The organism is Prochlorococcus marinus str. MIT 9313 (assembly GCF_000011485.1).
Classification (GTDB): domain Bacteria; phylum Cyanobacteriota; class Cyanobacteriia; order PCC-6307; family Cyanobiaceae; genus Prochlorococcus; species Prochlorococcus marinus_D.
This window is the reverse complement of sequence record NC_005071.1, coordinates 42,387-67,372: the sequence shown is the minus strand read 5'-3', so window position 1 is coordinate 67,372 and position 24,986 is coordinate 42,387. Positions and strand designations below refer to the sequence as shown.

Sequence of the window (24,986 nt, the reverse complement as noted above, 5' to 3'; positions counted from 1 at the left end):
AAAGCTAAAGCGTCAAGCAATCAATGTGAGAAACAGCCGTGGCGTCAGGTCTGACACAAGGCAGTCAAGGTGTTTGAAAGAGCATCTCGCATCACGGGATCAAGAGGAAGCAAAGGGAGGCGGGGGGATCCGACCGGCCAACCGCTGAGCTCGAGGGCTGCTTTAACAGGAATCGGATTGGTGGTAACAAATAGAGCCTTGAACAAAGGTTGCAACTGCTCGTGATAACTGAGGGCAAGAGCACCCTGACCATTGAGATAGGCCTCAATCATCGCCTTCAGCCGACGACCTACAAGGTGACTTGCGACACTCACCACCCCAACAGCCCCCACCGACAACATGGGCAAAAGCAAGCCATCGTCGCCGCTGTAAACAGCCAATTTTGAACCACACTGCAACCTCAACTGCGTCACTTCATCCGTGGTGCCACTGGCGGCTTTGAAACTCACCACATTCGGACATTCCATCAACCTTGCAACTGTTGCTGGAGCAAGCGAACAGCCAGTCCGCCCAGGAATGTTGTAAAGCATCAGCGGCAACTCAGGGGCAGCCTGGGCAATAGCCCTGAAATGGGCTTCAAGACCTTCCTGCGGAGGCTTGTTGTAATAAGGAACAACCACCAATGCCCCATCAGCACCCACCGCAGCTGCCTGAGTGGTGGCCTCTATCGCCTCAGCGGTGCTATTGCTACCAGTACCGGCAAGAACCTTCACGCCTGGCCCCACTGCCTGACGGACCACCCCAAGCAATTGATGCTGCTCCTGCCAGCTCAGAGTGGGCGATTCCCCAGTTGTGCCGCAGACAACCAGCCCATCAGATCCCTCATCCACGAGATAGCGAGCAAGACGACCAGCCAAAGCCAGATCAACGCATCCATCAGCGTCAAAAGGTGTGACCATGGCCGTCAGCAAACGGCCAAAAGGAGTTGGAGACAACTCAGCAGCAGAGCTCATGATGACGACAACAACAATTCTGCAATTTGGATCGCATTTAGAGCGGCACCTTTACGAATCTGATCCCCGCATAGCCAAAGCTCGAGAGCATTGGGATCACTGATGTCCTGCCGAATGCGACGCCACCGCAACCGGATCGCGATCAGTGACATCGGTAGGCATGGGAAAGCGATTCTGCTCAAAATCTTCGATTAACTCGAGCCCCGCTGCCACCTTCAGCAATTGGCGAGCTTCTTCCACTGGAAAAGGCTCGTCAAACTCAATATTCACAGCCTCCGAATGGGCTCGAAGTACAGGCACCCGAACACAAGTTGCGGTAAAGCGCAAATCAGGAAGGCCCATAATTTTGCGCGTTTCATTGACCATCTTCATTTCCTCCTCGCAATAGCTATTGGCCATCAATGGAGAGTTGTGCAGGAACAAGTTGAAGGCAAGGGAATGAGGAAGCACTTCACTACAAGGCGTTTCGCCCGCTAAAACAACCTGAGTGAGCTGCTTGAGCTCCTCCATAGCGCGTGCACCTGCACCACTCGCCGACTGATAGGTGCTGACAACAACGCGACGCAAAGCACGTCTTGCAGCCAAAGGGGCCAGCACCAGAGTTAACAAAATCGTGGTGCAATTCGGATTTGCAATCACCCCCTGATGCTCTGCAACCGCCTCAGGATTGACCTCTGGCACCACGAGGGGCACGTCGGCATCCATCCTGAATGCACTGGAGTTGTCAATCATCAGCGCACCGGCTGAGTTGATCACCTGCCGCCACTGACGCGATACGGATCCACCAGCTGAGGCGAGCACCAAATCAACCCCCTCAAAAGCAGCTTCGCTCACCTCCTGAACGACGAGGCTGGAGCCATTCCAAGGTTCAACATGGCCCGCAGAACGTGCAGATGCCAATAAGCGCAACTCACAAATGGGAAACGAGCGTTCCTGCAGCAGCTGCAGCAGCTCCTGACCCACTGCGCCACTGGCACCAAGCACAGCAACTGTGAGGGGACGATCGGGGAAAAACGATATGGGAAGCAAGCGGTGAGATCAGGGTATTGACTGAGTTCAGGGGTTCGATCTCAATAAAAAATTGAACCCAGCTGGGATAAAGCCCTACAGCCTCAATCATGCAAGACGTTGAGACCACAATACGTGTTGAGAGATGAACTGGCGCTTTCTTAGGGTGGTCTTCTGCTCGCAGTCGTCCGTCCATGAGTGCCACAGCACTACAGGTCAAAACCACGCAGAAACCCAATAGTCGGCTTGCTGTCGAAGTAGCGGTACCAGCAGAGCGCTGCCAGGCCAACTATGAGGCCGCTGTCACCCGCTTAAGCCGCACCACCAATCTTCCAGGCTTCCGCAAAGGGAAAGTTCCGCGTGCCGTTCTGCTGCAACAGATCGGCCCGGTAAGAATCCGTGCAACAGCCTTGGAATCGCTCGTTGATGCTGTCTGGCGTGAAGTCCTCGAACAAGAATCAATCGAGCCACTTTGCGAACCCGAACTCAGTGGCGGCTTTGACGCTCTTCTTGAAAGCTTTCAGCCCAGCGAGGCACTGACCCTCACCCTTGAGACAGACGTCACCCCAACCCCAAAACTTAAGGCCACCAAAGGGCTACAAGCCGAAGCAGAAGTGGTGACTTTCGATCCCAGCAAGGTCGATGAATTGATCGAACAATCCCGCAAACAACTAGCCACCCTTGTACCCGTCGAAAGTCGCCCAGCAGCAATCGGCGATATCGCTGTGGTTAGTTTCAGCGGCACCTACGACGACGACGGCAGCGCAATCGAAGGCGGAAGTAGTGACTCCATGGATGTCGATCTTGAAGATGGACAAATGATCCCCGGCTTCGTGGAAGGGATTATCGGTATGAACTTGGGCGATGAGAAAACTGTTGATTGCCACTTCCCAGACGATTACTCGAAAGAAGATGCTCGCGGCCGTAAAGCCAGCTTTGTAATCAACCTCAAAGAGCTCAAAACCCGCGAGTTACCTGATCTTGACGATGCCTTCGCCCAGCAGTCCAGTGACAAAGCAACTCTTGAGGAACTTCGCAACGATCTAGAACAACGTCTTCAGGAAGACGCAAAGCGTCGTGATCGCAGCAATCGTCACGACGCACTGCTGGAAGCATTGACTGAGCAGCTGGAAGTAGATCTACCAAACACCCTTGTGCAGCAAGAGATACGCAACCTTGTTGAACAAACTGCCAGCCAATTCGCTCAACAGGGAATGGACGTGAAATCCATGTTCACCCCAGAGCTTGTGCGTTCCTTGATGGAATCATCACGCCCAGAAGCCGAAGAGCGGCTAAGACGCAGTTTTGCCCTCACTGCACTAGCTGAAAGCGAAGATCTCAAAATAGAAGAGAGTGAAATCAGCGCCAAGGTCAAGGAAGTAAGCCGCGAGCTTTCTGGCGAACGCGATATTGACCCGGCAAGGTTGCGTCAAGCTGTTAGCGACGACTTACTCAAAGACAAATTGCTGGACTGGCTCGAAGACAACAGCACCATTACCGAAAAGGTACTTGAAAGCGAGGCAAAAACCAGTAAGCCCGCTGCAAAATCCAAAGGCAGCAAAACTAAATCCACAAAAACCAAGACCAACAAAGCCAACACTGAAAAACCTGCCTCGGACAAAAGCAAGTCCTGAATGGCACCAATAGATTGATAGAAGTGCTCCCCTAAAGCCCAAGCGAGTGATCGATTCCTACTGCTACCACCCCATCCACAATCGCTGGCAAGGCATTCGTCCTGTCTCATCACCAGGGATCCTGCCCACAGTGGTGGAACAGTCGGGCCGTGGGGAACGGGCATTCGACATTTACTCGCGCTTGCTACGTGAGCGAATCATTTTTCTTGGCACTGGTGTCGACGATCAAGTAGCAGATGCCCTCGTTGCTCAGATGCTCTTCCTTGAAGCCGAAGATCCCGAAAAGGACATCCAGATCTATATCAACTCCCCAGGTGGTTCAGTGACCGCTGGTTTGGCTATCTATGACACCATGCAGCAGGTCGCTCCAGACGTCGTGACCATCTGTTATGGCCTTGCTGCCAGCATGGGGGCTTTCCTTCTCTGCGGAGGTACCAAAGGCAAGCGACTGGCACTACCCAATGCACGGATCATGATTCATCAGCCCCTGGGTGGTGCCCAGGGCCAAGCAGTAGACATCGAAATCCAGGCTAAAGAGATCCTCTTCTTAAAAGAAACCCTCAACGGCCTTCTCGCCGAGCACACTGGCCAACCCCTCAACAAAATCGCTGAAGACACTGACCGCGACCACTTCCTTTCTCCAGCAAAAGCGGTTGAATACGGACTGATCGATCGGGTTGTGGATAGCCTCACAGGCGGTGGAATCGTTAAGGAAGGGTGACGCAACCCTGATCTGACACGATCCTGAGCGTTCAGGCTGGCCAACATTCGTCAGATCCTGTCTGCCCGTTTGAAGTGATCACAGCCCGATGGCCAAATTCGACGCCCATCTAAAGTGCTCTTTCTGCGGCAAGTCTCAGGACCAAGTACGCAAATTGATTGCTGGGCCAGGTGTCTACATCTGCGACGAATGCATCGATCTTTGCACCGAGATCCTGGATGAAGAACTTGTCGATAGCCAAGGCAACCCACGTCATAGCAGCGAGTCAAATCGCAAGTCTGCAACTGCTTCCCATAAAAGTGGAAAGCCAGCACCCACACTCGCCACCATACCCAAACCTCAGCAGATCAAAAGCTTCCTAGATAAGCAAGTGGTGGGGCAAGAAGCTGCCAAAAAAGTCCTTTCAGTCGCCGTCTATAACCACTACAAACGCCTGGCTTGGCAAGGTGACGGCCAAGGCGAAACCGATCTCTCTGCAACCAGGCTCCACAAGTCAAACATCCTGCTCATCGGTCCAACAGGCTGTGGCAAAACCCTATTAGCCCAGACCCTGGCCGAACTCCTGGACGTGCCCTTCGCCGTTGCTGATGCAACCACACTGACCGAAGCCGGCTACGTGGGCGAGGATGTCGAAAACATTTTGCTGCGGCTATTGCAAAAGGCCGACATGGACGTGGAGCATGCCCAGCGGGGCATCATTTACGTCGATGAGATCGATAAGATCGCCCGAAAAAGTGAAAACCCCTCCATTACCCGCGACGTATCCGGTGAAGGAGTACAGCAAGCCCTGCTAAAGATGCTCGAAGGCACAGTCGCCAACGTGCCACCGCAAGGAGGGCGTAAACACCCCTATCAAGACTGCATCCAAATCGACACCAGCCAGATCCTCTTCATCTGCGGTGGTGCCTTCATTGGCCTCGAAGATGTGGTGCAAAAGCGACTAGGCCGTAATGCCATCGGTTTTATGCCCAGCGATGGTCGAGGGCGCAGCCGGGCCAATCGTGATCTACAGGCCTCACAGGTGCTGCACCACCTTGAAGCCGACGACCTCGTGCGTTATGGCTTGATCCCTGAATTCATTGGCCGCATTCCCGTGAGTGCAGTGCTTGAACCACTTGATTCACAAGCACTCGAATCGATACTCACGGAACCTCGTGATGCACTGGTCAAGCAATTCAGCACCCTGCTGAGCATGGACAACGTGCAGCTTGAGTTTGAATCAGATGCCGTAGAAGCTATCGCCCAGGAAGCACATCGGCGCAAGACCGGGGCCCGAGCACTACGAGGCATCATCGAAGAGTTAATGCTGGATTTGATGTACGACCTTCCCTCCAAGAAGAACGTGAAGAAATTCACCGTGACCCGCACGATGGTTGATGAACATACCGGCGGCAAGGTGCTGCCTCTACCAGCCAACGACGAGCGATCGCATCAGGAATCAGCCTGATCCAGTGGCGACGGCTGACCACCTAAAGGTGCCCCGCCAGCACGGACTTTTTTTGCATCACGGAATTGATCTTGGAGATGGCAGCGTGGCCCACTATCTAGAAGGTCGGTCAATCCTGCGCAGCTCCCTTGAAGACTTCTCGCGCGGTGCACCTGTGAACGTGGTGAATCACACCGAGGCCTCTCCCTCAGGAGTGACCCTGAGACGAGCGATGAGGCGCATTGGTGAGCAGCGCTACAACCTACTTTTCAATAATTGTGAGCACTTTGCTAACTGGTGCAAAACCGGGCGACATCGAAGCAGCCAAGTCGAGGACTGGATGCAAACCAGCAGCCTAGGAGCCCTGGCACTGGGGCAAATCATCCCTGCTGCCCTACTGACAGGATTATCACTACTCCTTCGGCGAGGATTGGTGGATGAAACCTCGCGGGAACGTGCAAGGCAAGCAGTAGCTCAACTGAAAAGTCTGCGCGTGAACTTACTCAACAAGCTTGAAGCAACACTGGAGCAAGCAGAGGGATGGCTTCATGGTGAACCAGACAACAACAACTTGATCGATCACCGCAACTCCCGCAGCCGTTCTTTGCTGTTAAAAGGTCAGACCCTTGCCGATGAACTAGCAGCAATAGAAGATCTAGAAGCCCGCATCACTGCATTGCTCGACGAACCAAAAGCCAAGCCTGAGTAACCTCAACATCCCGCCAGCAGCGCATGAGCCAGGCCTACCAGCCGCTGCATCACAAATATCGGCCACAGCGCTTCGATGCCCTGGTAGGGCAGGACGCGATCGCCGCGACCCTCAGTCATGCCTTGCGCAGCAGCCGGATCGCACCGGCCTATCTATTCAGCGGTCCACGAGGCACTGGTAAAACCTCCAGTGCTCGCATCCTGGCCCGATCACTCAACTGCTTGAACTGCGACCAGCCAACACCCGAGCCATGCGGAAACTGTGAGCTCTGCAAAAGCATTGCCGCCGGCACAGCACTAGACGTGATCGAAATCGACGCCGCCTCCAACACCGGCGTAGACAACATTCGCGAACTGATCGAACGCTCCCGCTTTGCCCCGGTACAAGCCCGCTGGAAGGTTTATGTGGTGGACGAATGCCACATGCTCTCAACCGCCGCCTTCAATGCCCTACTGAAGACCCTTGAAGAACCACCACCACGGGTGGTGTTCGTACTAGCAACGACCGATCCACAGCGAGTGCTGCCGACCATCCTCAGCCGTTGTCAGCGTTTTGATTTCAGACGGATTCCACTGGAAGCCCTTGAACAACACCTAGAGATGATCGCCACTCGTGAAGCCATTCCGATTGAGCCCGAAGCCCTGCATGTGGTAGCCCAGCGAGCCCAGGGAGGACTTCGAGATGCGGAAAGCCTGCTTGATCAGCTCAGCCTGCTTCCAGGGCCCATCAAAGCAGAAGCTGTATGGGAGTTGATGGGAGCCGTGCCTGAGCAAGAGCTGCTGAAACTAGCCGAAGCCTTGGCCCAAGCCGATCCACTCAGCTTATTGGAAACCTGCCGAAACCTGCTGAATCGAGGGCGTGATCCAGGTGCACTTCTGCAAGGGCTGGCAGCGGTGTTACGAGATTTGGTGCTCATGACTGCCGCACCCGATCGCCCTGAACTCACAAGTGTTTCTCCACAATTCCGCAATCAATTGCCGCCCCTAGCCAGCCAAATAGGTCGTCATCAGCTTTTGCAATGGCAGGTCCAACTCAAAGGAAGCGAAAATCAGCTGCGTCACAGCGTTCAACCCCGTCTCTGGCTTGAAGTGCTTCTGCTGGGTCTACTGGCCGATCCACCTTCCAGTGAAGCTGTAACCGCAGTGCCAATAGCAAAGACAGCTCAACCAATAACCCCAACTGCGCAGGAGATCACTGCCAAGGCATTGACCCCGACAACACAAATCCAACAACCCCCTTCTGGATCAACGACGACCAACAATCCAGTCTCAGCAATCACCCCAAACGCAGAACCCGATCCATCCCCAGCTCCAGCCCAGAGAACCCCTAACAGCAATCTGCAGGAGTTATGGCAACAAATACTTGGCAGTTTGGAGTTACCGTCCACACGCATGTTGCTCTCTCAGCAAGCCCAGCTAGTGCGCCTTGATGACCATCGCGCCGTGGTTCAAGTCGCCGGCAACTGGATGGGAATGGTGCAAAGCCGTGCAACCCTCCTGGAACAAGCAATTGCAAAAGCCCTGGGAAATTCCAGACAGCTTGTTCTCGAAAGCCAAAGCGGAAGTGCCACACAAACTCCCATCCCACAAAAAACAGGTGCGGCACCAACAACAAACACATCCGCTTCCACTGCTGAACCATCACCACCACCACAAGTTCAATCCAGATCTACAGACGCTTATTCCCCAGATCCTGCAACCAGCGCCGCCATCACAGACCAGCCAAAGCCTCTAGAGGAGGATTCTCCTACGACTCAGCCCACTTCCTCTTTAGAACCCATCGACAGCAAAGCAAAGCGGCTAGCTGACTTCTTCAACGGCAAAGTGCTGGACGTGGACCTTTAAACATTCAAACCTGAACAGGCTGTTGGCCATGATGACTGGTCTTGGCCCACACCAAACTCTTCGGGAACAGTGCCATCCGTACTGTGACCCAAGGGATGACCACAAACCAGTGAGACAAATAAGTAATCGCCACCACAAGATTCCACGGGGTTGGTGATGGCAAAGCAGGCCCATCACTGATGCTCCTACAACCGCGCCAGTAAGCCATCCCTGAAATGCTGAAGGCCACGATCGAAAGGGGCCAATAGGTTGGGATAGTGCGTGTCAACAATGTGGTGAACAAATCAGCAAAAGACACCACTGGGAGGGCGTATTGAAGGAGGAAAAAACAAGCCAAATCACGACGCTGAGCCAGAGTTAACTTGCTGGACATCAAGACTGGCCAGTAGTCAAAAAATCGCTGCAATCCACCCTCGGCCCAACGTTGCCGTTGTCTCCAAAGAGCTGACAAGCTCTCCACTGCCTCCTCCTGCACTGGAGGGTTCCAGACAATCCCGACCAAAGCTCCAGCTGTAAGTAAACGAAAACTCAGATCAAGATCATCTGTGACCGTATTTTCATTGAATCCCCCACAAGCCTCCAGCGTGGAGCGTTGAATCAACTGGCCATTTCCACGCAGCTCAACCACGCCTCCCCCCGCTAAGCGTCCTTGTTGAATCAAGGCATCCATAGCCATCTCCATCGCCTGAACCCTGGTGAGCAGATTGTGCTGAGAGTTGATCACCGCCTTACGCAACTGCACAGCAGACCACCCACCCTGTTGGGCAAATACCACCAGACGCTGGAGCAGGTCATCCTGCAACTGGGCATCAGCATCAAGAATCAAAAGCCATTCCCCCTGAAGCTGCTGGAGTGCTGCATTAAGAGCTCCAGACTTTCCGCCGCCTGCTCCAGAAGGACGATGAATCACGTTTAAAGAAGGAAACTGCTGCTGCAACTCATCCAGTAGAGCTGGCGTTCGGTCCTGACTACCATCATCAATAATCCAAGTAGACAGCTTGCCCTTGGGATAGTTCAGACCGGCAAGACGTTCCACCAACCGATCAACCACAGCTTCCTCATCCCTGGCAGCGACCAAAACATCAACGCTGGGCCAGACATACTCAGCAGAGGGCTCAAGCCCAATTTCATTGGCATTGGCAGACGAGTGCTGCCGATCGCGCAAAACCGTGCGCAGGCCATACCCTCCCAAGACAAAAGCCAGCGTAATTGCAGGCAAAAGACTTCTACCTGCTTCCAACCAAAGGTGGGGTGCGGCACCAGCCCAACCGCAAGCAATCAAAAACAGGGCTGTCTTGCCGCGTCGATAATCCCCAATGACAGCGGCGGCGGCCATGCATAGACCCGAAGTCCAGTGACTCTAAGGGGCATCCTTCATCTCAGGCAAAGGTCCATACGTCGTTCCTGGGTAGTAATGACTAAGAATCTGTTCAGTTGTCCAGCCCCGACGGGCCAGATCAACTGCTCCGGCTTGTGAAAGCCCAGCCCCATGGCCAAAACCACCGCCAGAAAGTTGCCAAACTCCGACACCAACTTCCTCAACCACGAAGAGAGTGCTTGGCAACTGACGCAAATGACGCCGAATACCGTCTAATCGAAGCACCACAGGGGGCTGATGGCCTTCATCACGTATCTCCAAAGACAAGACCCGACCACTTGGACCCCGTTCAAGAACAGTCAATCGCTGGGGCATTGACAAGCTAGGCGCCACCAAACGCAAAGCTTGTTTCAACTGTTCAGCCGTCAAAGTACGGGTCCAACGAAAACGGGGATGACCCAGGCCATAAGCACCATCGGCATTATCCAGCAATGACTTCACGACAACTCGTTCTGTAAGTGGCAAAAGGAATCGATCTACCCATCCAACGGATCCATCCAACTGAGCCCTTAGGTATGGAACAGACTCCATGGACCAAGCTTCAGAACCAGCGGCCATCACACCACCATTGCTGGCGTGATACACAGCATTGATCGGTTGCTCCTTCCAGCTCAACACCTTGCCAGCAGTGCTCACAATCGCCTGGCGGACTCCAAAACTGGCCTGCCTTGGATCGCTGTAAACCTGGCACTGAGTGTCACTGCACAGATGGTATCCATCAAGGGCAAACCGATGGCTATTGGCAAGCGCCCAGGTCCTAGCCAACACCGTCTGAGCAGCTAATGCTGCTGATGGAGCGCCCGCTCCAATCTCATGGGGCACCACTCCTTCCAGATACCTCTCCAGGGGGACATGTTCCACCAAAGTCCAGCTTCCGTAGGCATCAACCTGCAGTTGAAACGGCCCCAAATACACCCCACCCTTCCAACTGAGGCCATCCGGAGCATCAATCTGAATCGGACCCACCAAGCTGCGATCACCACTGTCCCCCTGAATCACAGGCTGCACAGCTGTAGAGACGATGCCCTGCCAAAGACGAATGTCCACTCCTGGGAGAGGTTGTACCCCTTGCGGCGCCCACACTTCCCATTCGCTTGGATGAGCCACCACTGCCGCAACGCCCAGCTCTCGCCACTGCGATGCAACCTGCTCCGCCGACTCGAAACTGGCGAATGGACCAGCCACCTGACGTGACAACTGGAGGGGCTCCTCGAGAGCTACCAACCGCCAGGTGATTGTGATAACTGGAGCCCGCTGCACATCACCGCGCGCATCTTTGAGCAATAAGGGCTGATGCCCAGCACTGATCAAACGTAATGATGGAGCTGAGCGACTCGACGTCGTGCCCTGTCCCAAATAAGGCTGCAAAGCCACCCACAACAAAGACCTACCTGACATAGGAACCGGCGGAGCTTGTACGGCCTGATGAGTAGGCATACCAACAGAACCAACTGGTGGAATCACCTCTTGGGCGTCACAGCCCACCGTGCACACACCAAGCAAGACCAGGGCGCCACTTATGACTTGCTTTGAGCGAATCAGCGAACGATGAAAAGTCTTGGCCAATGCTTCCCCTCGGCAAACACCCATCATGCGAAATTTGGCTTCTGGCAGGTCTTGATCGTATGGTTGTCGTTTGTGCGCAGACCGTCAGAGATGCCTAAGCTCAAGACCCGCAAAGCTGCTGCCAAGCGGTTCAAGGCAACTGTCACTGGCAAATTCATGCGCCGTCGTGCATTTCGCAATCACCTACTGGACCACAAAAGCCCGAAATTAAAGCGCCATCTCGCCACCAAAGCCGTTGTAGATGAACGTGATGCGGAGAATGTGCGTCTGATGCTCCCTTACGCCTAAACACCAAGCTCAACTAACAGGTCTTATACAAGCTCTGATCTGATTTCATTCCCTTCTTGATTTCTTAAACCATGGCCCGCGTCAAAAGAGGCAACGTTGCCCGCAAACGCCGCAACAAAATTCTTCGACTAGCCCGCGGCTTTCAAGGCAGCAATGGAAGCCTCTTCCGCACAGCCAATCAGCGGGTCATGAAGGCTCTTTGCAATGCCTATCGCGATCGGCGGCGGCGCAAACGTGATTTTCGTCGTCTCTGGATTGCTCGCATTAATGCAGCCGCTCGGATCAATGGAGTCAGCTACAGCCGCCTAATTGGTGGTCTTAAAAAAGCCGACGTACGCATCAATCGGAAAATGTTGGCCCAACTGGCAGTCATGGATCCAAAAAGTTTCACGAGCGTGGTTACCTCCGCCAAGAGCTGATTCACTGTTTGGCTTATCAATACACATAGTCAACAGAAACTCCAATCTGAAGATCTTTCTGGATGCCTAGCCAAAAAACTTTCATCTCTGTTTAATGACCAGAGCATCTTGAACTCTTGATAGGGCTTGTTTTTCTCTACCGTCTATTGCTTTTGAGGATCATCCAATCCATCAAAGCTAAAAAATCATCAAGACATCAAAATCAGTTCTGGCTCGATAGCTGAGCAAGCCTTAAACCTGACTCCAAGGCTTGCCGTTGCGCTGACGGCTCCAAGCCAATGTGGGCAATACTCCTGTATGTAAGAGCGCGCGGTCTTCGCTGATCGGCTTGCTCCGGCTTTGCCTTCGCAGCCGATGAACCGAAAAATTGACTGATTTCAACCACTGAGGCCTGCAACCCACAAGCTCAGGCAAAATCTCAATGGCCTACCCACACTTCAGACATGCAGCCACAAAGACTGTGATCAATTGCTGCTGAACTGAGCAAGCCCGTTCAGCAGCAATTGATCTCAAAAAAGCAGAGAACAACCATGAATGTGCCGATCAGAGGAGGTCCTGCAATAGGAGCTAGAAGTCGGCTGATGTTCTGAAGCCAAGGGATTTGCAGCGATGGGTCCAAAACACACAAGCAAGACTAAGACCCTCCGCTACGTCTCTCTCATGCTCGAGAGCAATGAATCTGACGTGCTGATGTGTGCAAAACGTCCTATACCTAATCTGCTAGTCCAGCAAAGACTCGTTCTCGTCTGAGAAGATATCAAACCATCAAATGGTGGAAGCTACTTTGAAAAGATGGTTGGAAGCCTCTAAACCCTCAGTGCTGATCTCTAACCAAGCGCAAATTTCCCGCAAGTGCCTGAACTCAATATCGATGAACCTGCAGAGCAAACTCTTTGAGCCATTGGGACAATGGTTTTTCAACCAGAAAAGCAGATGTTAAAAGTTCAAAGTCAATTCGACTACTTCCTCGATTTGACTGCAAATGCCAACTCATCACTAAGAACTGCCCCTAAACCATGAGCGCCTTCCTGCCAGAAACGCAAACCTACCTAATTGGCCTAATCGGTTTGCTCGCAATCGTGGCTGTCATCGTGGGCAGTCAAGTTTTCAAGACTCAACGCGACGAACGGGCACTGATCCGACTTGAAAAAAGTGGAGCGGGCTCTTCCAAAGAGGCATCCAAACTCTATGAACTGGCATCTGTACAGCTGCGTAAAAGGCTCTATCCCCAGGCCATAGCATCCCTTCGCAAAGCCTTGAAGCAACTGACTGGTGAACCAGATGAAGCCAAAGCTCTGATCGAAAATGCCCTTGGGTTTGCACTCGCGGCTCAAACAGATTATTCATCTGCAGTTAGTCACTACCAGTCAGCCCTAAAAGCCAAGGCTGACTACCCCGTAGCACTCAACAACCTTGCCTTTGCTAAAGAGCGCCTTGAGCAAGATGCTGAGGCCTACGAGCTGTATCAAAAGGTTCTCAGACTTGATCCCAAGAACAAGACAGCGCGCAAAAACCTCAAGCGATTGGCAAAAACACAACCAACAAACTCACCAGAGCCCGCGGATGGGCAAGGGTTCTGATAAGGGTTCTGATGCCTGTACTGAACAGGAGCTGTTTAAGTCAAGCATGCCTCCCGTATTGGTAAGACGAGGTGCCTGCCAACCCACCATTGTTAACTCCTGAAGGCCGATAAAAAAACCACCTGGCTCCACTCCAGGAATCAACTGATCTGAAAGGGGTAGCAACTCCAGCTGATCTGACTTGGCATTCAAGTTTCCCTGCACAGGAGTTGTAACGCTGCCAAGACGCATCTCTCCACGCAGATCAATGATCTGACCAATCGGTGTGAGCTTGGACAGATCCAAGTTCACATCAACATTGGAGCCATCTCCAAAAGACCTGTAAGTGCCACACCACTGGCGAGGCATTGTCTCAGCTAGATCAACGGCGCGCGCTACCGGATCAAATCTCTGAACAGAACCCTCCACGACCAGCGGCACAGCCAATTGGGAGGAATCCAAGGGCATAGTGAGCTCGAAGGGAACCTGACTGTCAATCGAGAGATCCATGGCGAGCAGGATGGGCATGGAAAAACATGATGATGGGCACAAGCTAAGGCCAATCGGCTCAACCGGGACACTCCGCGATGACGTTCCAACAACCTCAACAGCGCCAATGGTTCTGACGCACTCCTCACCTGACCTACTCACAATCGGCAAACGCAACTTCCACAGCCGACTTTTTGCAGGCACAGGGAAGTACCCAAGCCTAAAAGTGATGCAAGAGAGTCTGCGCTCTTCAGGATGCGAAATGGTGACTGTTGCAGTCCGCCGTGTACAGACAATGGCATCAGGCCACGCCGGCCTGATAGAAGCCATCGACTGGTCAAAAATATGGATGCTGCCCAACACCGCTGGCTGTGCAACTGCAGAGGAAGCCATTCGTGTAGCCCGACTCGGCCGCGAACTCGCCAAACTGGCAGGCCAGGAGGACAACAAGTTCGTCAAGCTCGAAGTCATCCCCGACAGCCGCTACCTCCTACCTGACCCTTTCGGCACCCTTGAGGCCGCTGAACAATTGGTAAAAGAAGGCTTCGAGGTCTTGCCATACATCAATGCCGATCCCCTCTTGGCTAAGCGCCTTGAAGAGGTGGGCTGTGCAACGGTCATGCCACTGGGCTCACCGATTGGATCAGGTCAAGGTCTGAGGAATGCCGCCAACATCTCCCTAATCATTGAAAACGCCCGAGTGCCAGTCGTTGTGGATGCTGGCATCGGTGTCCCTAGTGAAGCTGCACAGGCCTTGGAAATGGGTGCCGACGCAGTGCTGGTTAACAGCGCAATTGCCTTAGCCGGAGATCCAATCACCATGGCCGAAGCAATGCGCTGGGCAATTCAGGCCGGTAGGCAGGCTTACAGATCAGGTCGCCTACCCGAACGCGCCGCAGCCTCGCCAAGCTCACCGACAACAGGGATTATTGCGGAAGCAAAGACTAAATAATTATGAAGGAACGTAACGGAAAAGTTCCTGCAAGCAATCCTGTCCATAGGGTCCGCCGAGTTGTAAGTGTTACATGCAAGTCACCGAGGAAGAGGGTGGTCGACTCAACGCCTTTGCAAGAGAACCCCGTATGGAAGTGATAGCTGAAAAAGGCAGCAGCAACGCCAACACTCGCCTGCTCCTCATCGGTGGAGCCCTGCTTGTGACATCCCTAATCATCGTCAGGATCGCCATCAGCTGAAAAACCTTGTAGTAGCTTGCCCTGACTGAGCGAATTGCTCGTTCCTGCAGGAGTTTGAGTTGAAAGTTTTCGTTCTCGGCGGCGACGGCTTCTGCGGATGGCCTTGTTCAGTGAACCTTGCTGATAGGGGTCACGACGTATTGATCGTCGACAATCTCAGCCGCCGCAAGATCGATATCGATCTTGAAGTCGAGTCACTGACACCAATCACCAGCATTGGCGACCGCCTTAAAGCCTGGCGAGAAATCGGAGGCAAGCCAATTCGTTTTGAGCACCTAGACATCGCCCATCAGTACGACCGATTGGTGACAATGCTCAAAACTGAACGACCCGATGCGGTGGTTCACTTTGCCGAGCAGCGTGCAGCGCCCTACTCGATGAAGAGCAGCTCCACCAAGCGCTATACCGTCGATAACAACGTCAACGGCACTCACAATCTGCTCGCCGCCATCGTTGAAAGCGGCCTAGACATCCACATCGTGCACCTGGGAACGATGGGGGTGTACGGCTACGGCTCGCACCGCGGAGCCACCATTCCTGAGGGATACCTCAAAGTGGAAGTGCCCCAGCCTGATGGCAGCCGTTTCGAGGAAGAAATTCTTCACCCAGCCAGCCCTGGAAGCGTCTATCACATGACCAAGACGCTCGATCAACTGCTTTTCCTCTACTACAACAAGAATGACCAAATCAGGATCACCGACCTTCACCAAGGCATCGTCTGGGGTACCAACACTGAAGCAACCGCTAGGGATCCACGACTAACCAACCGCTTTGATTACGACGGTGACTACGGCACAGTTCTCAACCGCTTCCTGATGCAGGCAGCAATCGGTTATCCGCTCACTGTCCATGGAACAGGAGGTCAAACCCGTGCCTTCATCCACATCTGCGATTCTGTGAAGTGCGTACAACTGGCTCTTGAAAACCCACCGGCTAAAGGCGAACGAGTCAAGATTTTCAACCAAATGACCGAGAGCCACCAAGTAGGTGAACTTGCCAAGAAGGTAGCTGCCCTAACCGGCGCCGAACTAAACCATCTTCCAAACCCACGCAACGAAGCAGTGGAGAATGATCTGATTGTGGATAACCGCTGCTTCATCGAACTTGGACTCAAACCAACCACCCTCGACGATGGCCTACTTGCTGAAGTAGTCGATGTGGCAAAACGCTGGGCAGACCGCTGCGACCGCAGTCGTATCCCATGTGTATCGGCCTGGACTTCGACCCAAGCGGAGGCCATCAAGAACCCCTCCTAAACAGCCTGCCCACACCACCCGCTGAACCAGTGAAGATCGCCTTTTTCACAGAGACCTTCCTCCCAAAAGTGGATGGAATCGTGACAAGACTCACCAAAACGGTGCAGCACCTGGTTGAAGCCGGTGATGAAGTGATGGTGTTCTGCCCGGAAGGCTGTCCTAGCGAATACATGGGAGCCGAATTGATAGGAGTGCCAGCCATGCCACTGCCGCTCTATCCGGAACTGAAGCTTGCCCTGCCCAGACCAGCCGTTGCCGAAGCCCTAGAAACCTTCGAACCCGATCTCGTACACGTTGTCAATCCAGCTGTACTAGGCCTTGGGGGAATTTGGCTCGCCAAAACCAACGGAATCCCTCTAATCGCTAGCTACCACACCCACCTCCCGAAATACCTAGAGCATTACGGCATGGGCATGCTGGAACCCTTGCTCTGGGAACTTCTCAAGGCAGCCCACAATCAAGCAATACTCAATCTCTGCACCTCAACAGCAATGGTGGCTGAATTGAGCGAGAAAGGGATCCAAAACACCGCCCTGTGGCAACGCGGCGTGGATACCGAACTCTTTCGACCGGAACTGCGCAACGAAACCATGCGCTTACGCCTTTTGAACACAAACGACGATCAAGGTGCCCTGCTTCTCTACGTAGGGCGGCTCTCCGCCGAAAAGCAAATCGAACGCATCAAACCTGTTCTCGATCGCATACCCGAGGCACGATTGGCCCTAGTAGGCGATGGACCTCACCGCCAGCAACTGGAAAAAGCATTTGAAGGCACTGCTACAACATTTGTGGGCTATCTCGAAGGGGAAGAACTAGCCAGTGCATATGCAAGCGGGGATGCCTTTCTATTCCCCTCAAGCACCGAAACCCTTGGGCTCGTTTTACTGGAAGCAATGGCAGCAGGTTGTCCTGTAGTAGGAGCCAATCGTGGCGGAATCCCAGACATCATTACCGACGGAGTCAACGGCTGTCTCTACGAGCCGGATGGAGTGGATGGAGGGTCCACCAGCCTGATCAATGCAACCCGACGACTGCTCGGCAACGATCTCGAGCGTCAAGGTCTGCGCAAAGCAGCCCGTCAAGAAGCCGAACGCTGGGGATGGGCCAGTGCCACGCAACAACTGCGGAGCTACTACAGAACAATCCTCGGCCAACCCCTCAACCTGGCCGCCTGAGACCAAACATCAGTGTGTTCTGAGAGTCAGTGCGTTCAACTAGAGCGTGTGCGATTCCAAGCCTGAAGCACCTGCCGTGCCATAGGCAACGCATGGACCGAACCGCCACCAGGAGTGTTCTGGGCAAAAGCAACAACGACGATTTCTGCTGACTGATATGGCGCAAAACATGCAAACCATGCGTGATCAGAGCCACCGGTACTGTCCTCAGCAGTGCCCGTCTTGCCAGCCACTTGCGGAAAGTTCGGCAAATTGAGACCTGAACCAGTCCCATCCTGCACAACCTTTCGCAAACCACGCCGAATCGTCGCCAATGTGGATGGCTTGATATCGACCTTGATGCGTCGCAGTGATGAAGTCCAGTCGATCGCACCATCTGCCAGATGAGGAGTGACCAAAAACCCCCCATTGGCAAATACTGCATAAGCGCGAGCAAGTTGCAAAGGAGTGATCTGAACCACAGATTGACCAATCGAGGCGCTGGCCATGTCCTCGGGAATCCAAGGAGTCGTTCCAGCTTCAGCCCAACCCCGACCTTTAGCCGCCCAGGCCTGATGGCCCACCAAGCCCTTACTCTCCTCATAGCCAATCTCAATCCCAGTGCGGGCATCGAAACCAAGCTTGATGGCGGCTTCATAAAGCGCCTTAGAACCCACACCCACACCCACCTGATAAAAGAAGGTATTGCTGGAAAAGCGCAGCGCATCCTCATAACCGATCGTGCCAAATCCGACACCGTTGTGGTCAGGGAAACAATGCCCCCCATAAGTGATGCATGCCGCCGTCTTTAAACGCACATCAGGCAGAAACTTGCCACTCTCCATACCCGCCATACTTGTCACAGGTTTCCAAGTACTCCCAGGGTCATAGGCATTCATGGCCCGACTGAGCAATGGCTTGCTCGACGAAGCAAAAAGCTTGTCGTACTCCTTCTGCGTGGTGACCAGTTTTGAGAAAAAATTGGGATCAAAGGCAGGGCGACTAGCCATGGCGCGAATAGCACCGTTACGAGGGTCGAGTGCTACAACTGCACCGCCAGGCTTATCTTCAAGAGCCTTTTCAGCAGCCAACTGCAAATCAAGGTCCAGTGTGAGGAGGAGGTCTTTACCCGCCTGTGAAGGCTTGTCACCAAGACTGCGCTGCACCTCTCCCATAGCGTTGACTTCAAGCATCTGACCACCCCACTTCCCTCGTAAATGAGGTTCATAGGCTGCCTCTACTCCAATTCGGCCAATGCGATCTCTAATCTCATAACCCTGATCAGCGAGAGTTTTAAACTCCTTTTCAGTAATTGGCTGGGTATAACCCAAAACATGAGCGGCCAAAGTGCCGTGCGGGTAGTGACGGAGTACATCCACATCGACCTGGGCCGCTTCAAAACTGCGAGCCTGCTCTCGAAAACGCAGCACCTGCTCAGGTTTCAAATCAGTTGCCAAAGTGATGCGATAGCCATCCATGCCAACCCCCTGTCGCCTGCGCTGATCTAAATCCTGCTTAGGAAGATTGAGCAACTGAGAAAGACTGTCACGAAGCCCAGGCCAATTAACATCACTCACCAATCGAGGCTGCAAATAAAGGTTGTAGCTGAGCTTGCTTGAGGCAAGTACACGGCCTTGACGATCGAGCAGCCGACCACGAATCGGTGAGCGGGGTACCAAGCGAATCCGATTTTCATCTGCCAACTCTCGGTATCGGGCCCCTTCCAACAGCTGTAACCAGGTCAACCGCGCCACCATGGCACCACTAAACAAAAGCACCAGCGCAAACAAGACCTTGGGCTGCTGGCCTAAACCACTGTGCCGCTGATTGGCACGTCCCAAAGGCCGCGATCCGCTCATCAACGTCAGCTTTGTTCCACGCCTGATGTTGGCGATTTTTCACCAACATCTTTCTGCAGGTGAAGCTGAAGAGCATCAAGCCGTCCCTCAATCCTGGCCAGCACCTCCAGCAAAATCTGCTGATCCTGAGGGTCTGGGGAATTCACAACGACATCATCAACGGCCACATTCACTGCCATCACAGGATTCCCCAGCCCTGGGCTGACCTGATCTAATCGATCACGTACTGATCGAGCAGCAGCTTCTCCTTCAACACGGAGCTCCTGGAGGGGATCACTTGAGCCCGTAAAAGCTTCCACCATTTTTCTCGCTCCACCACGACGAACCCGATCAACCATCGCCAAGCCAACAGGAAGAGCATCCTGCATCAGGGAAAGGCGAAGGCTGTCGAACGAATCGTCGGCCATGCAAGCCTCAAAGGTCTACCTAACAACAGTTTGCTCGGAAGGGATCAAAAGTGTTGGGCAAGACGTTTGAGACATTCCCATCGACCAGCCCCCAAAACCTGCCAAAACCAATAACGCCACCATTGGTCCCACAGCATGATGCGTTGTCTCCAAGCTGAACCATTCCCTCCAAGACCGCAAAAAACGCTCACGAGCAAAGCGCTTGCGCTCACGAGACTCTTGTTTGAAACGCCTGCGAAACGACTTCTCGACCCAGCGCTCAAAAGACTGCTTCTTGGTGACCGCCATCTTGCGCTCGACCTCAAGCAACTGGCCAGCTGTAAGTTCAGGGTGAAAAGTGCCGATCAGCTCCAAACTTTTAAGGAACATCTCAACAGCAGCATCCTTGATATCCCTTTGGCTCTCATCCAACAGGGCCCAATCAAGCTCAGGGTAAAAGCGACCACGATTGAGGCTGATCTGGTCTTCACCCAACTGACCGGGCTCCCTTAACCAACGATCGGTGTTGCTGTCAAACCTTCGCCAGTACAGGAAAGGGTTGATATAAACGGTCTTACCCGCAAACTGAATGCTGTCCTGTTGCAAACGGCGATCTAGCTGTATGTCTTGCTGGTGGGCGACGGTCAAAAGTCTCTAGGCCAGTGGCCCAGGTTATCGAGTCATTCTGAGCTTCACCAGTCCCTGATCACCTCAACAGAGTCGACTTTCACTTCAAGGGTGCGAATCAACAAGATTGAGTGATGCAGAGCATTCTCGAAGATGACTTGAGCTCATGCAGCCGAGTTAGAGCAGAGAGGGTTGGCGAACAAGATTCGACGCTAGAAAGATCATCTAATGTTTGTCACCATCAACACATCGGCAATGATTGCCAAATAAGCGAAAGTCAAAGTTGATCATTAGCAGCATGAAACAAACTGATTCAAACAACAATTGACAAGAAAAGTGCAAGCTTATCAAAGGCCAAGATAAATAACATTCTCAATCCAACTAAAATCGTAGAGTTCTTAAAACTGATACCAGAATGTGCAACTCTGCATCACCTCCAATAAAACGTGAAGCCGCAATTTAGGGTGAAGAGAAAAATTTAATACTTAAACTATTCCCACTCAATCGTTCCAGGAGGCTTACTGGTAATGTCAAGCACAACCCTGTTTACACCTCTCACTTCATTGACAATTCGATTGGAGATACGCTCCAAAAGTTCATGAGGTAAACGCGACCAATCCGCTGTCATGCCGTCCTCACTGGAGACACATCGCAGCACAATCGGCCAGGCATAGGTGCGTTTATCCCCCATTACCCCGACAGAGCGAACCGGTAGTAATACGGCAAAAGCCTGCCAAATCTCGTGATATAAACCCGCCTCACGGATTTCCTCTCGCACGATTAAGTCAGCATCGCGTAAGCAATTGAGCTTTTCATCGTTAACTTCATCAAGGATACGAATCGCCAGACCTGGCCCAGGAAAAGGATGGCGGCGGACAATCTCCTCAGGCAGCCCCAAAGCACGGCCTACCTTACGCACTTCATCCTTAAACAATCGCCTAAGTGGCTCCACCAATTTGAACTGCAAATCTTTGGGAAGACCGCCCACATTGTGGTGGCTCTTGATCTTCACGGCCACCCGCTCTCCGGTTTTCGGGTCGATGTTGGTACCAGAACTCTCGATCACATCCGGATAAAGAGTGCCCTGCGCAAGATAATCAAAGGGACCGAGACGATTGCTTTCCTCCTCAAACACCCTGATAAATTCCGTGCCGATGATCTTGCGCTTTTCCTCAGGATCAATAATCCCCTTGAGCTTAGAAATAAAGCGTTGACGAGCATTAATGTATTCAACATTGATATGGAACTTTTGATCAAAGAAATCCATCAAGAATTCAGGCTCACCTTTACGCATAAAACCCTGATCAATAAACATGCACGTGAGCTGATCTCCAATGGCCTTTTTTAATAGAAAAGCCAAGGTTGAGGAATCAACTCCTCCAGACAAAGCAAGCAAGACCCTTTTCTGACCCACCTGAGCCTGCACCTGAGCAATCGCTTCTTCAATAAATGCAGTGGTCGTCCAATTCGGCTCACAACCACAAATGTGGTAAACGAAGTTTCGAATCAGAGCAATTCCATGGCTTGAGTGCACCACCTCAGGGTGAAACTGAACGCCATAAAACTGACGATTGTGATCAGCAACCGCCGCATCAGGAGTATTGGCTGTGTGAGCAAGCCGCACAAACCCCTCAGGCAAATCCCTCACCACATCACCATGGCTCATCCACATCGTGGAGCCACTTTCAACATTGGTGAGAAGGTCCCTAGGGTCCTCGACCTGCAAGGGAGCCTTACCGTATTCAGCCTTGCCAATAGCAGCCTCCACCCGACCACCCAGCTGCTGCACCATTAACTGCATGCCGTAACAGACACCAAGCACAGGAATACCCAAATCCCAAATGTTCGGATCACAAAGCGGCGCTCTCTCGGCATACACAGAGCTAGGTCCGCCACTCAAAATGATGCCCTTCGGGGCAAGCTGGCGAAGCTCATCCGCTGAGGTGCAATAGCTCATTACCAATGAGTAGACCTCTGTTTCTCGCACCCGACGGGCAATCAGCTCTGAATACTGAGAGCCAAAATCGAGAATGACGATTGCCGGCTGGCGCTTACCTTCAGACTGGGAATTGGACATATCAGCGAAAAAGCTCCTCTGGAGTCAACCAACAGAACGTTCAGGGTAGAGAAAGGCTTATCGGTGAATCCTCAGGGGTCACTCCCAAGACAGCCAACTGTTGAGACCCTTGGGGACCAGCCCAGCGCAACCGTCGCTGACGATCGAAAAGAGCTGCCCCAATAGCTATCGACCATGAGCCATAACGGGCAAGGTAGGCAGCACTGCGATGCTCCACTGTTACCGCCAGCCGATACCAAAGCTTGCGTACCAGCTCTGGGTCTTGAGCTTCCAGCATCTTCAATGCTGCCTCCATGGAATCAGCCTGGCCAAGTTGCCGGATCAGATCCAACGGCAATCCTTCTCGCACAGCCATGGCCGCAAGCACCTCCAAACGACCATCTGCCAGATGGTGATGAGTATGAAAAATCCCCCCTGCCAACTTCACCAACTTGCCGTGATACCCCAACAACAACAATTGCTCCACCCCAGCCTCTGCCGCGGCCACGATGACAGGCCCCAACCAATTGCCAATCTTGAGGAGCGGCTGGGCAGCCAACCCCAACTGTCGAGCTAGATCAAGACCATTCTCACCAATCACCAAAGTCATTGCTCCACAAAAATCTGAAGCGGCACTTTGCCGACGTAGTTGCTCAATGGTCTGCTGCAACTGATCAGGAGAGGCGCTGACCTGCACATCCGCCTGGGTACCAATCAAGGCCAAGCCATCCACAACCCCAAAAGCTGCATTACTGGTACGTGCTGCCAAATCTCTACCCCTAGGCAACACAACTTCCAACTGCAACCCTCGACCCGAAGGCACCAGGGGGTACAAATTACGACTCAAAAGCTCGCGTGCAAATCGAGACACACACGCCTCTCCACCGGACCCCAGCGTGCCAACACCCTTGCCTGCCAAGAGATTCAGCCAGGCTTCTGAATGAACATTCAACTCATCATCAACCAACTCCTGCCACTGAACACACACCCAAATCTCCAAACCTCTTGTGAGATCCAGACCTGAACCTGGATCGCAATGGCTGATTGCCAAAGCCTGTTCACCTCCAGCCAAAACCGCTGCCGAGGTGACTGAAACAGCCAAAGGTTCGTCGCGATCAGGCAATTCAAGCAACTGAGAAGCACTGAAAGGCCTGCCAAGCAAAGCTTCAGTAGCAGCTCGGGCCGCAGCCGCGACCCAAACCGGGAGCGTCAACCCCCTTGAATCAGCATCGGCGTGATCGATAAAAAACCCTTGCTTAGGTATTTTTGAGGATGGTTCATTACTAAGCCTTAGGCCGTGCAGGACAAACTCACCCTGATGATCCCGGGTCCTACACCGGTTCCCGAAACAGTACTCAAAGCCATGGGTCGCCACCCCATCGGCCATCGCAGTGGAGAGTTTCAAGCCGTCGTTAGACATACCACCGAGCAGCTGCGCTGGCTGCATCAGACCAAAGCAGATGTTCTAGTTATCACTGGAAGCGGTACCGCTGCGATGGAAGCAGGAATCATCAATACCCTCAGCTACGGCGACAAGGTCCTCTGCGGCGACAACGGCAAGTTTGGACAGCGCTGGGTAAAGCTGGCTAAGGCTTACGGCCTGGACGTACAAGTGATAAAAGCAGACTGGGGACAACCGTTAGACCCAGAAGCCTTCAAAAAAGCACTGGAAGCAGATAATGGCAAAACAATAAAAGCCGTAATTCTCACCCACTCGGAAACCTCAACCGGGGTCATTAACGACCTTGAAACCATCAGCAAATATGTCCGCACTCATGGCAAAGCACTAGCCATCGCTGATTGCGTTACAAGCCTTGGGGCCTGCAATGTCCCCATGGATTCTTGGGGTCTAGATGTGGTTGCCTCCGGTTCCCAAAAGGGATACATGATGCCTCCAGGTCTCAGCTTCGTGGCCATGAGTGAACGAGCCTGGCAAGCGCATCAACAATCGGATCTACCGAAGTTTTATCTCGATCTGGGGCCATACCGAAAAACTGCCGCTCAAGACAGCAATCCATTCACCCCTGCTGTGAATCTCTACTTCGCACTGGAATCTGCGCTGGGAATGATGCAGTCAGAAGGACTGGAAGCCATCTTTGAACGTCATGCTCGCCATCGCGCAGCCGCTCAGGCCGGCATGAAGGCCATCTGCCTGCCACTGTATGCAGCTGAAGGACACGGCAGCCCAGCGATCACCGCAGTCGCACCTGAGGGAATTGATGCAGAGCAACTGCGCAAAACTGTCAAAGAGAAATTCGACATCCTGCTAGCAGGTGGACAGGATCATCTAAAAGGGAAGGTCTTCCGTATCGGCCATCTTGGATTCGTATGTGATAGAGATATCCTCACTGCCATAGCTGCCATCGAATCCACCTTGCAATCTCTTGGCTTGCATAAAGGCAACATGGGAGATGGCCTGGCAGCAGCAGCAGCAATTCTGAGATAACAGTGCTCGCCAACA

At 53.1% G+C, this 24,986-nt stretch carries 22 protein-coding genes and 1 pseudogene; 13 read left to right on the top strand and 10 right to left on the bottom strand.

Annotated features, from left to right (window positions below; genetic code table 11):
* Window positions 1-44: 44 nt before the first annotated feature.
* On the bottom strand, window positions 45-953 hold the full coding sequence (dapA, locus tag AKG35_RS00345) for a 4-hydroxy-tetrahydrodipicolinate synthase (protein WP_011129444.1): 909 nt from the start codon (window positions 951-953) through the stop codon (window positions 45-47).
* Window positions 950-1,982, bottom strand: a pseudogene (locus AKG35_RS00340) (aspartate-semialdehyde dehydrogenase). Before AKG35_RS00340 ends, dapA begins: the two are co-directional and overlap by 4 nt.
* Window positions 1,983-2,155: 173 nt before the next feature.
* On the opposite strand from AKG35_RS00340, the gene tig reads away from it, so the two are divergent.
* The 5 genes from tig (at window position 2,156) to AKG35_RS00315 (ending at window position 8,295) form a co-directional block, all read left to right on the top strand.
* Entirely contained in the window at window positions 2,156-3,595 is a 1,440-nt protein-coding gene (gene tig, locus AKG35_RS00335; protein ID WP_011129442.1) for a trigger factor, read from the top strand.
* Between the two features lie 46 nt (window positions 3,596-3,641).
* Window positions 3,642-4,316 carry an ATP-dependent Clp endopeptidase proteolytic subunit ClpP gene (gene clpP / locus AKG35_RS00330; protein WP_011129441.1) on the top strand — a complete coding sequence of 225 codons (675 nt, stop codon included), beginning with the start codon at window positions 3,642-3,644 and terminating at the stop codon, window positions 4,314-4,316.
* Between the two features lie 88 nt (window positions 4,317-4,404).
* On the top strand, window positions 4,405-5,763 hold the full coding sequence (gene clpX, locus AKG35_RS00325) for an ATP-dependent protease ATP-binding subunit ClpX (RefSeq protein WP_011129440.1): 1,359 nt from the start codon (window positions 4,405-4,407) through the stop codon (window positions 5,761-5,763).
* A gap of 4 nt (window positions 5,764-5,767) precedes the next feature.
* The gene (locus AKG35_RS00320) at window positions 5,768-6,451 is read left to right on the top strand and encodes a lecithin retinol acyltransferase family protein (RefSeq protein ID WP_011129439.1); all 684 of its coding nucleotides are present in this window, start codon (window positions 5,768-5,770) and stop codon (window positions 6,449-6,451) included.
* A gap of 23 nt (window positions 6,452-6,474) precedes the next feature.
* A complete protein-coding gene (locus tag AKG35_RS00315; RefSeq protein WP_011129438.1) occupies window positions 6,475-8,295 on the top strand; it encodes a DNA polymerase III subunit gamma/tau in 1,821 nt (606 codons plus the stop codon).
* 4 nt (window positions 8,296-8,299) lie between these two features.
* Here the strand turns inward: AKG35_RS00315 and AKG35_RS00310 are convergent, their stop codons facing one another.
* Window positions 8,300-9,631, bottom strand: coding sequence for a glycosyltransferase (locus AKG35_RS00310; protein WP_011129437.1), 1,332 nt, complete (start codon window positions 9,629-9,631; stop codon window positions 8,300-8,302).
* 24 nt (window positions 9,632-9,655) lie between these two features.
* A complete protein-coding gene (locus tag AKG35_RS00305) occupies window positions 9,656-11,266 on the bottom strand; it encodes a SpoIID/LytB domain-containing protein (protein ID WP_011129436.1) in 1,611 nt (536 codons plus the stop codon).
* 63 nt (window positions 11,267-11,329) lie between these two features.
* Here AKG35_RS00305 and rpmI point away from each other — a divergent pair, with 63 nt between their 5' ends.
* The 3 genes from rpmI (at window position 11,330) to AKG35_RS00285 (ending at window position 13,526) form a co-directional block, all read left to right on the top strand.
* A complete protein-coding gene (gene rpmI, locus AKG35_RS00300; RefSeq protein WP_011129435.1) occupies window positions 11,330-11,527 on the top strand; it encodes a 50S ribosomal protein L35 in 198 nt (65 codons plus the stop codon).
* A 71-nt stretch (window positions 11,528-11,598) separates the two neighbouring features.
* On the top strand, window positions 11,599-11,946 hold the full coding sequence (gene rplT / locus AKG35_RS00295) for a 50S ribosomal protein L20 (protein ID WP_011129434.1): 348 nt from the start codon (window positions 11,599-11,601) through the stop codon (window positions 11,944-11,946).
* A 1,016-nt stretch (window positions 11,947-12,962) separates the two neighbouring features.
* Window positions 12,963-13,526, top strand: a complete 564-nt coding sequence (locus AKG35_RS00285; RefSeq protein ID WP_011129433.1) for a tetratricopeptide repeat protein — start codon at window positions 12,963-12,965, stop codon at window positions 13,524-13,526.
* Here AKG35_RS00285 and AKG35_RS00280 read toward each other — a convergent pair.
* A complete protein-coding gene (locus AKG35_RS00280; protein WP_041384229.1) occupies window positions 13,494-14,033 on the bottom strand; it encodes a hypothetical protein in 540 nt (179 codons plus the stop codon). The two genes, AKG35_RS00285 and AKG35_RS00280, sit on opposite strands and share 33 nt — an antisense overlap.
* Window positions 14,034-14,121: 88 nt before the next feature.
* Between AKG35_RS00280 and AKG35_RS00275 the strand changes: the two genes are divergently transcribed.
* The 4 genes from AKG35_RS00275 to AKG35_RS00260 all read left to right on the top strand — a co-directional run bounded on the left by AKG35_RS00275 (window position 14,122) and on the right by AKG35_RS00260 (window position 17,618).
* A complete protein-coding gene (locus AKG35_RS00275; protein ID WP_041384830.1) occupies window positions 14,122-14,946 on the top strand; it encodes a thiazole synthase in 825 nt (274 codons plus the stop codon).
* A 73-nt stretch (window positions 14,947-15,019) separates the two neighbouring features.
* The gene (gene psb34 / locus AKG35_RS00270; protein ID WP_011129430.1) at window positions 15,020-15,187 is read left to right on the top strand and encodes a photosystem II assembly protein Psb34; all 168 of its coding nucleotides are present in this window, start codon (window positions 15,020-15,022) and stop codon (window positions 15,185-15,187) included.
* Between the two features lie 59 nt (window positions 15,188-15,246).
* Window positions 15,247-16,443, top strand: coding sequence for an NAD-dependent epimerase/dehydratase family protein (locus AKG35_RS00265; RefSeq protein WP_011129429.1), 1,197 nt, complete (start codon window positions 15,247-15,249; stop codon window positions 16,441-16,443).
* A gap of 29 nt (window positions 16,444-16,472) precedes the next feature.
* Complete coding sequence (locus tag AKG35_RS00260; protein WP_041384827.1) at window positions 16,473-17,618, top strand: glycosyltransferase family 4 protein; 1,146 nt, start codon at window positions 16,473-16,475, stop codon at window positions 17,616-17,618.
* A 35-nt stretch (window positions 17,619-17,653) separates the two neighbouring features.
* Here the strand turns inward: AKG35_RS00260 and mrdA are convergent, their stop codons facing one another.
* From mrdA to cbiD, 5 genes are all read right to left on the bottom strand, one after another.
* Window positions 17,654-19,456: a penicillin-binding protein 2 gene (gene mrdA, locus AKG35_RS00255; protein WP_011129427.1), complete on the bottom strand. Its 1,803-nt coding sequence runs from the start codon at window positions 19,454-19,456 to the stop codon at window positions 17,654-17,656.
* Window positions 19,457-19,461: 5 nt separating this feature from the next.
* Window positions 19,462-19,863: a hypothetical protein gene (locus AKG35_RS00250; protein ID WP_011129426.1), complete on the bottom strand. Its 402-nt coding sequence runs from the start codon at window positions 19,861-19,863 to the stop codon at window positions 19,462-19,464.
* A gap of 15 nt (window positions 19,864-19,878) precedes the next feature.
* A complete protein-coding gene (locus tag AKG35_RS00245; protein WP_011129425.1) occupies window positions 19,879-20,490 on the bottom strand; it encodes a hypothetical protein in 612 nt (203 codons plus the stop codon).
* Between the two features lie 469 nt (window positions 20,491-20,959).
* A complete protein-coding gene (gene guaA, locus AKG35_RS00240; protein ID WP_011129424.1) occupies window positions 20,960-22,546 on the bottom strand; it encodes a glutamine-hydrolyzing GMP synthase in 1,587 nt (528 codons plus the stop codon).
* A gap of 40 nt (window positions 22,547-22,586) precedes the next feature.
* Window positions 22,587-23,738, bottom strand: coding sequence for a cobalt-precorrin-5B (C(1))-methyltransferase CbiD (gene cbiD, locus AKG35_RS00235; protein WP_011129423.1), 1,152 nt, complete (start codon window positions 23,736-23,738; stop codon window positions 22,587-22,589).
* Between the two features lie 84 nt (window positions 23,739-23,822).
* On the opposite strand from cbiD, the gene AKG35_RS00230 reads away from it, so the two are divergent.
* Window positions 23,823-24,971, top strand: a complete 1,149-nt coding sequence (locus AKG35_RS00230) for a pyridoxal-phosphate-dependent aminotransferase family protein (RefSeq protein WP_011129422.1) — start codon at window positions 23,823-23,825, stop codon at window positions 24,969-24,971.
* The last annotated feature ends 15 nt before the right edge of the window (window positions 24,972-24,986 follow it).

Excerpts from the sequence above, each read along its gene's own strand:
- guaA (WP_011129424.1), bottom strand. The coding sequence starts at position 22,546 with ATGTCCAATTCCCAGTCTGAAGGTAAGCGCCAGCCGGCAATCGTCATT.
- AKG35_RS00275 (WP_041384830.1), top strand. The coding sequence starts at position 14,122 with ATGGTTCTGACGCACTCCTCACCTGACCTACTCACAATCGGCAAACGC.
- tig (WP_011129442.1), top strand. The coding sequence starts at position 2,156 with ATGAGTGCCACAGCACTACAGGTCAAAACCACGCAGAAACCCAATAGT.
- psb34 (WP_011129430.1), top strand. The coding sequence starts at position 15,020 with ATGCAAGTCACCGAGGAAGAGGGTGGTCGACTCAACGCCTTTGCAAGA.
- mrdA (WP_011129427.1), bottom strand. The coding sequence starts at position 19,456 with ATGAGCGGATCGCGGCCTTTGGGACGTGCCAATCAGCGGCACAGTGGT.
- AKG35_RS00280 (WP_041384229.1), bottom strand. The coding sequence starts at position 14,033 with ATGCCCATCCTGCTCGCCATGGATCTCTCGATTGACAGTCAGGTTCCC.
- rplT (WP_011129434.1), top strand. The coding sequence starts at position 11,599 with ATGGCCCGCGTCAAAAGAGGCAACGTTGCCCGCAAACGCCGCAACAAA.
- AKG35_RS00250 (WP_011129426.1), bottom strand. The coding sequence starts at position 19,863 with ATGGCCGACGATTCGTTCGACAGCCTTCGCCTTTCCCTGATGCAGGAT.
- AKG35_RS00310 (WP_011129437.1), bottom strand. The coding sequence starts at position 9,631 with ATGGCCGCCGCCGCTGTCATTGGGGATTATCGACGCGGCAAGACAGCC.
- AKG35_RS00315 (WP_011129438.1), top strand. The coding sequence starts at position 6,475 with ATGAGCCAGGCCTACCAGCCGCTGCATCACAAATATCGGCCACAGCGC.
- rpmI (WP_011129435.1), top strand. The coding sequence starts at position 11,330 with ATGCCTAAGCTCAAGACCCGCAAAGCTGCTGCCAAGCGGTTCAAGGCA.
- AKG35_RS00285 (WP_011129433.1), top strand. The coding sequence starts at position 12,963 with ATGAGCGCCTTCCTGCCAGAAACGCAAACCTACCTAATTGGCCTAATC.
- AKG35_RS00305 (WP_011129436.1), bottom strand. The coding sequence starts at position 11,266 with ATGATGGGTGTTTGCCGAGGGGAAGCATTGGCCAAGACTTTTCATCGT.
- dapA (WP_011129444.1), bottom strand. The coding sequence starts at position 953 with ATGAGCTCTGCTGCTGAGTTGTCTCCAACTCCTTTTGGCCGTTTGCTG.
- clpX (WP_011129440.1), top strand. The coding sequence starts at position 4,405 with ATGGCCAAATTCGACGCCCATCTAAAGTGCTCTTTCTGCGGCAAGTCT.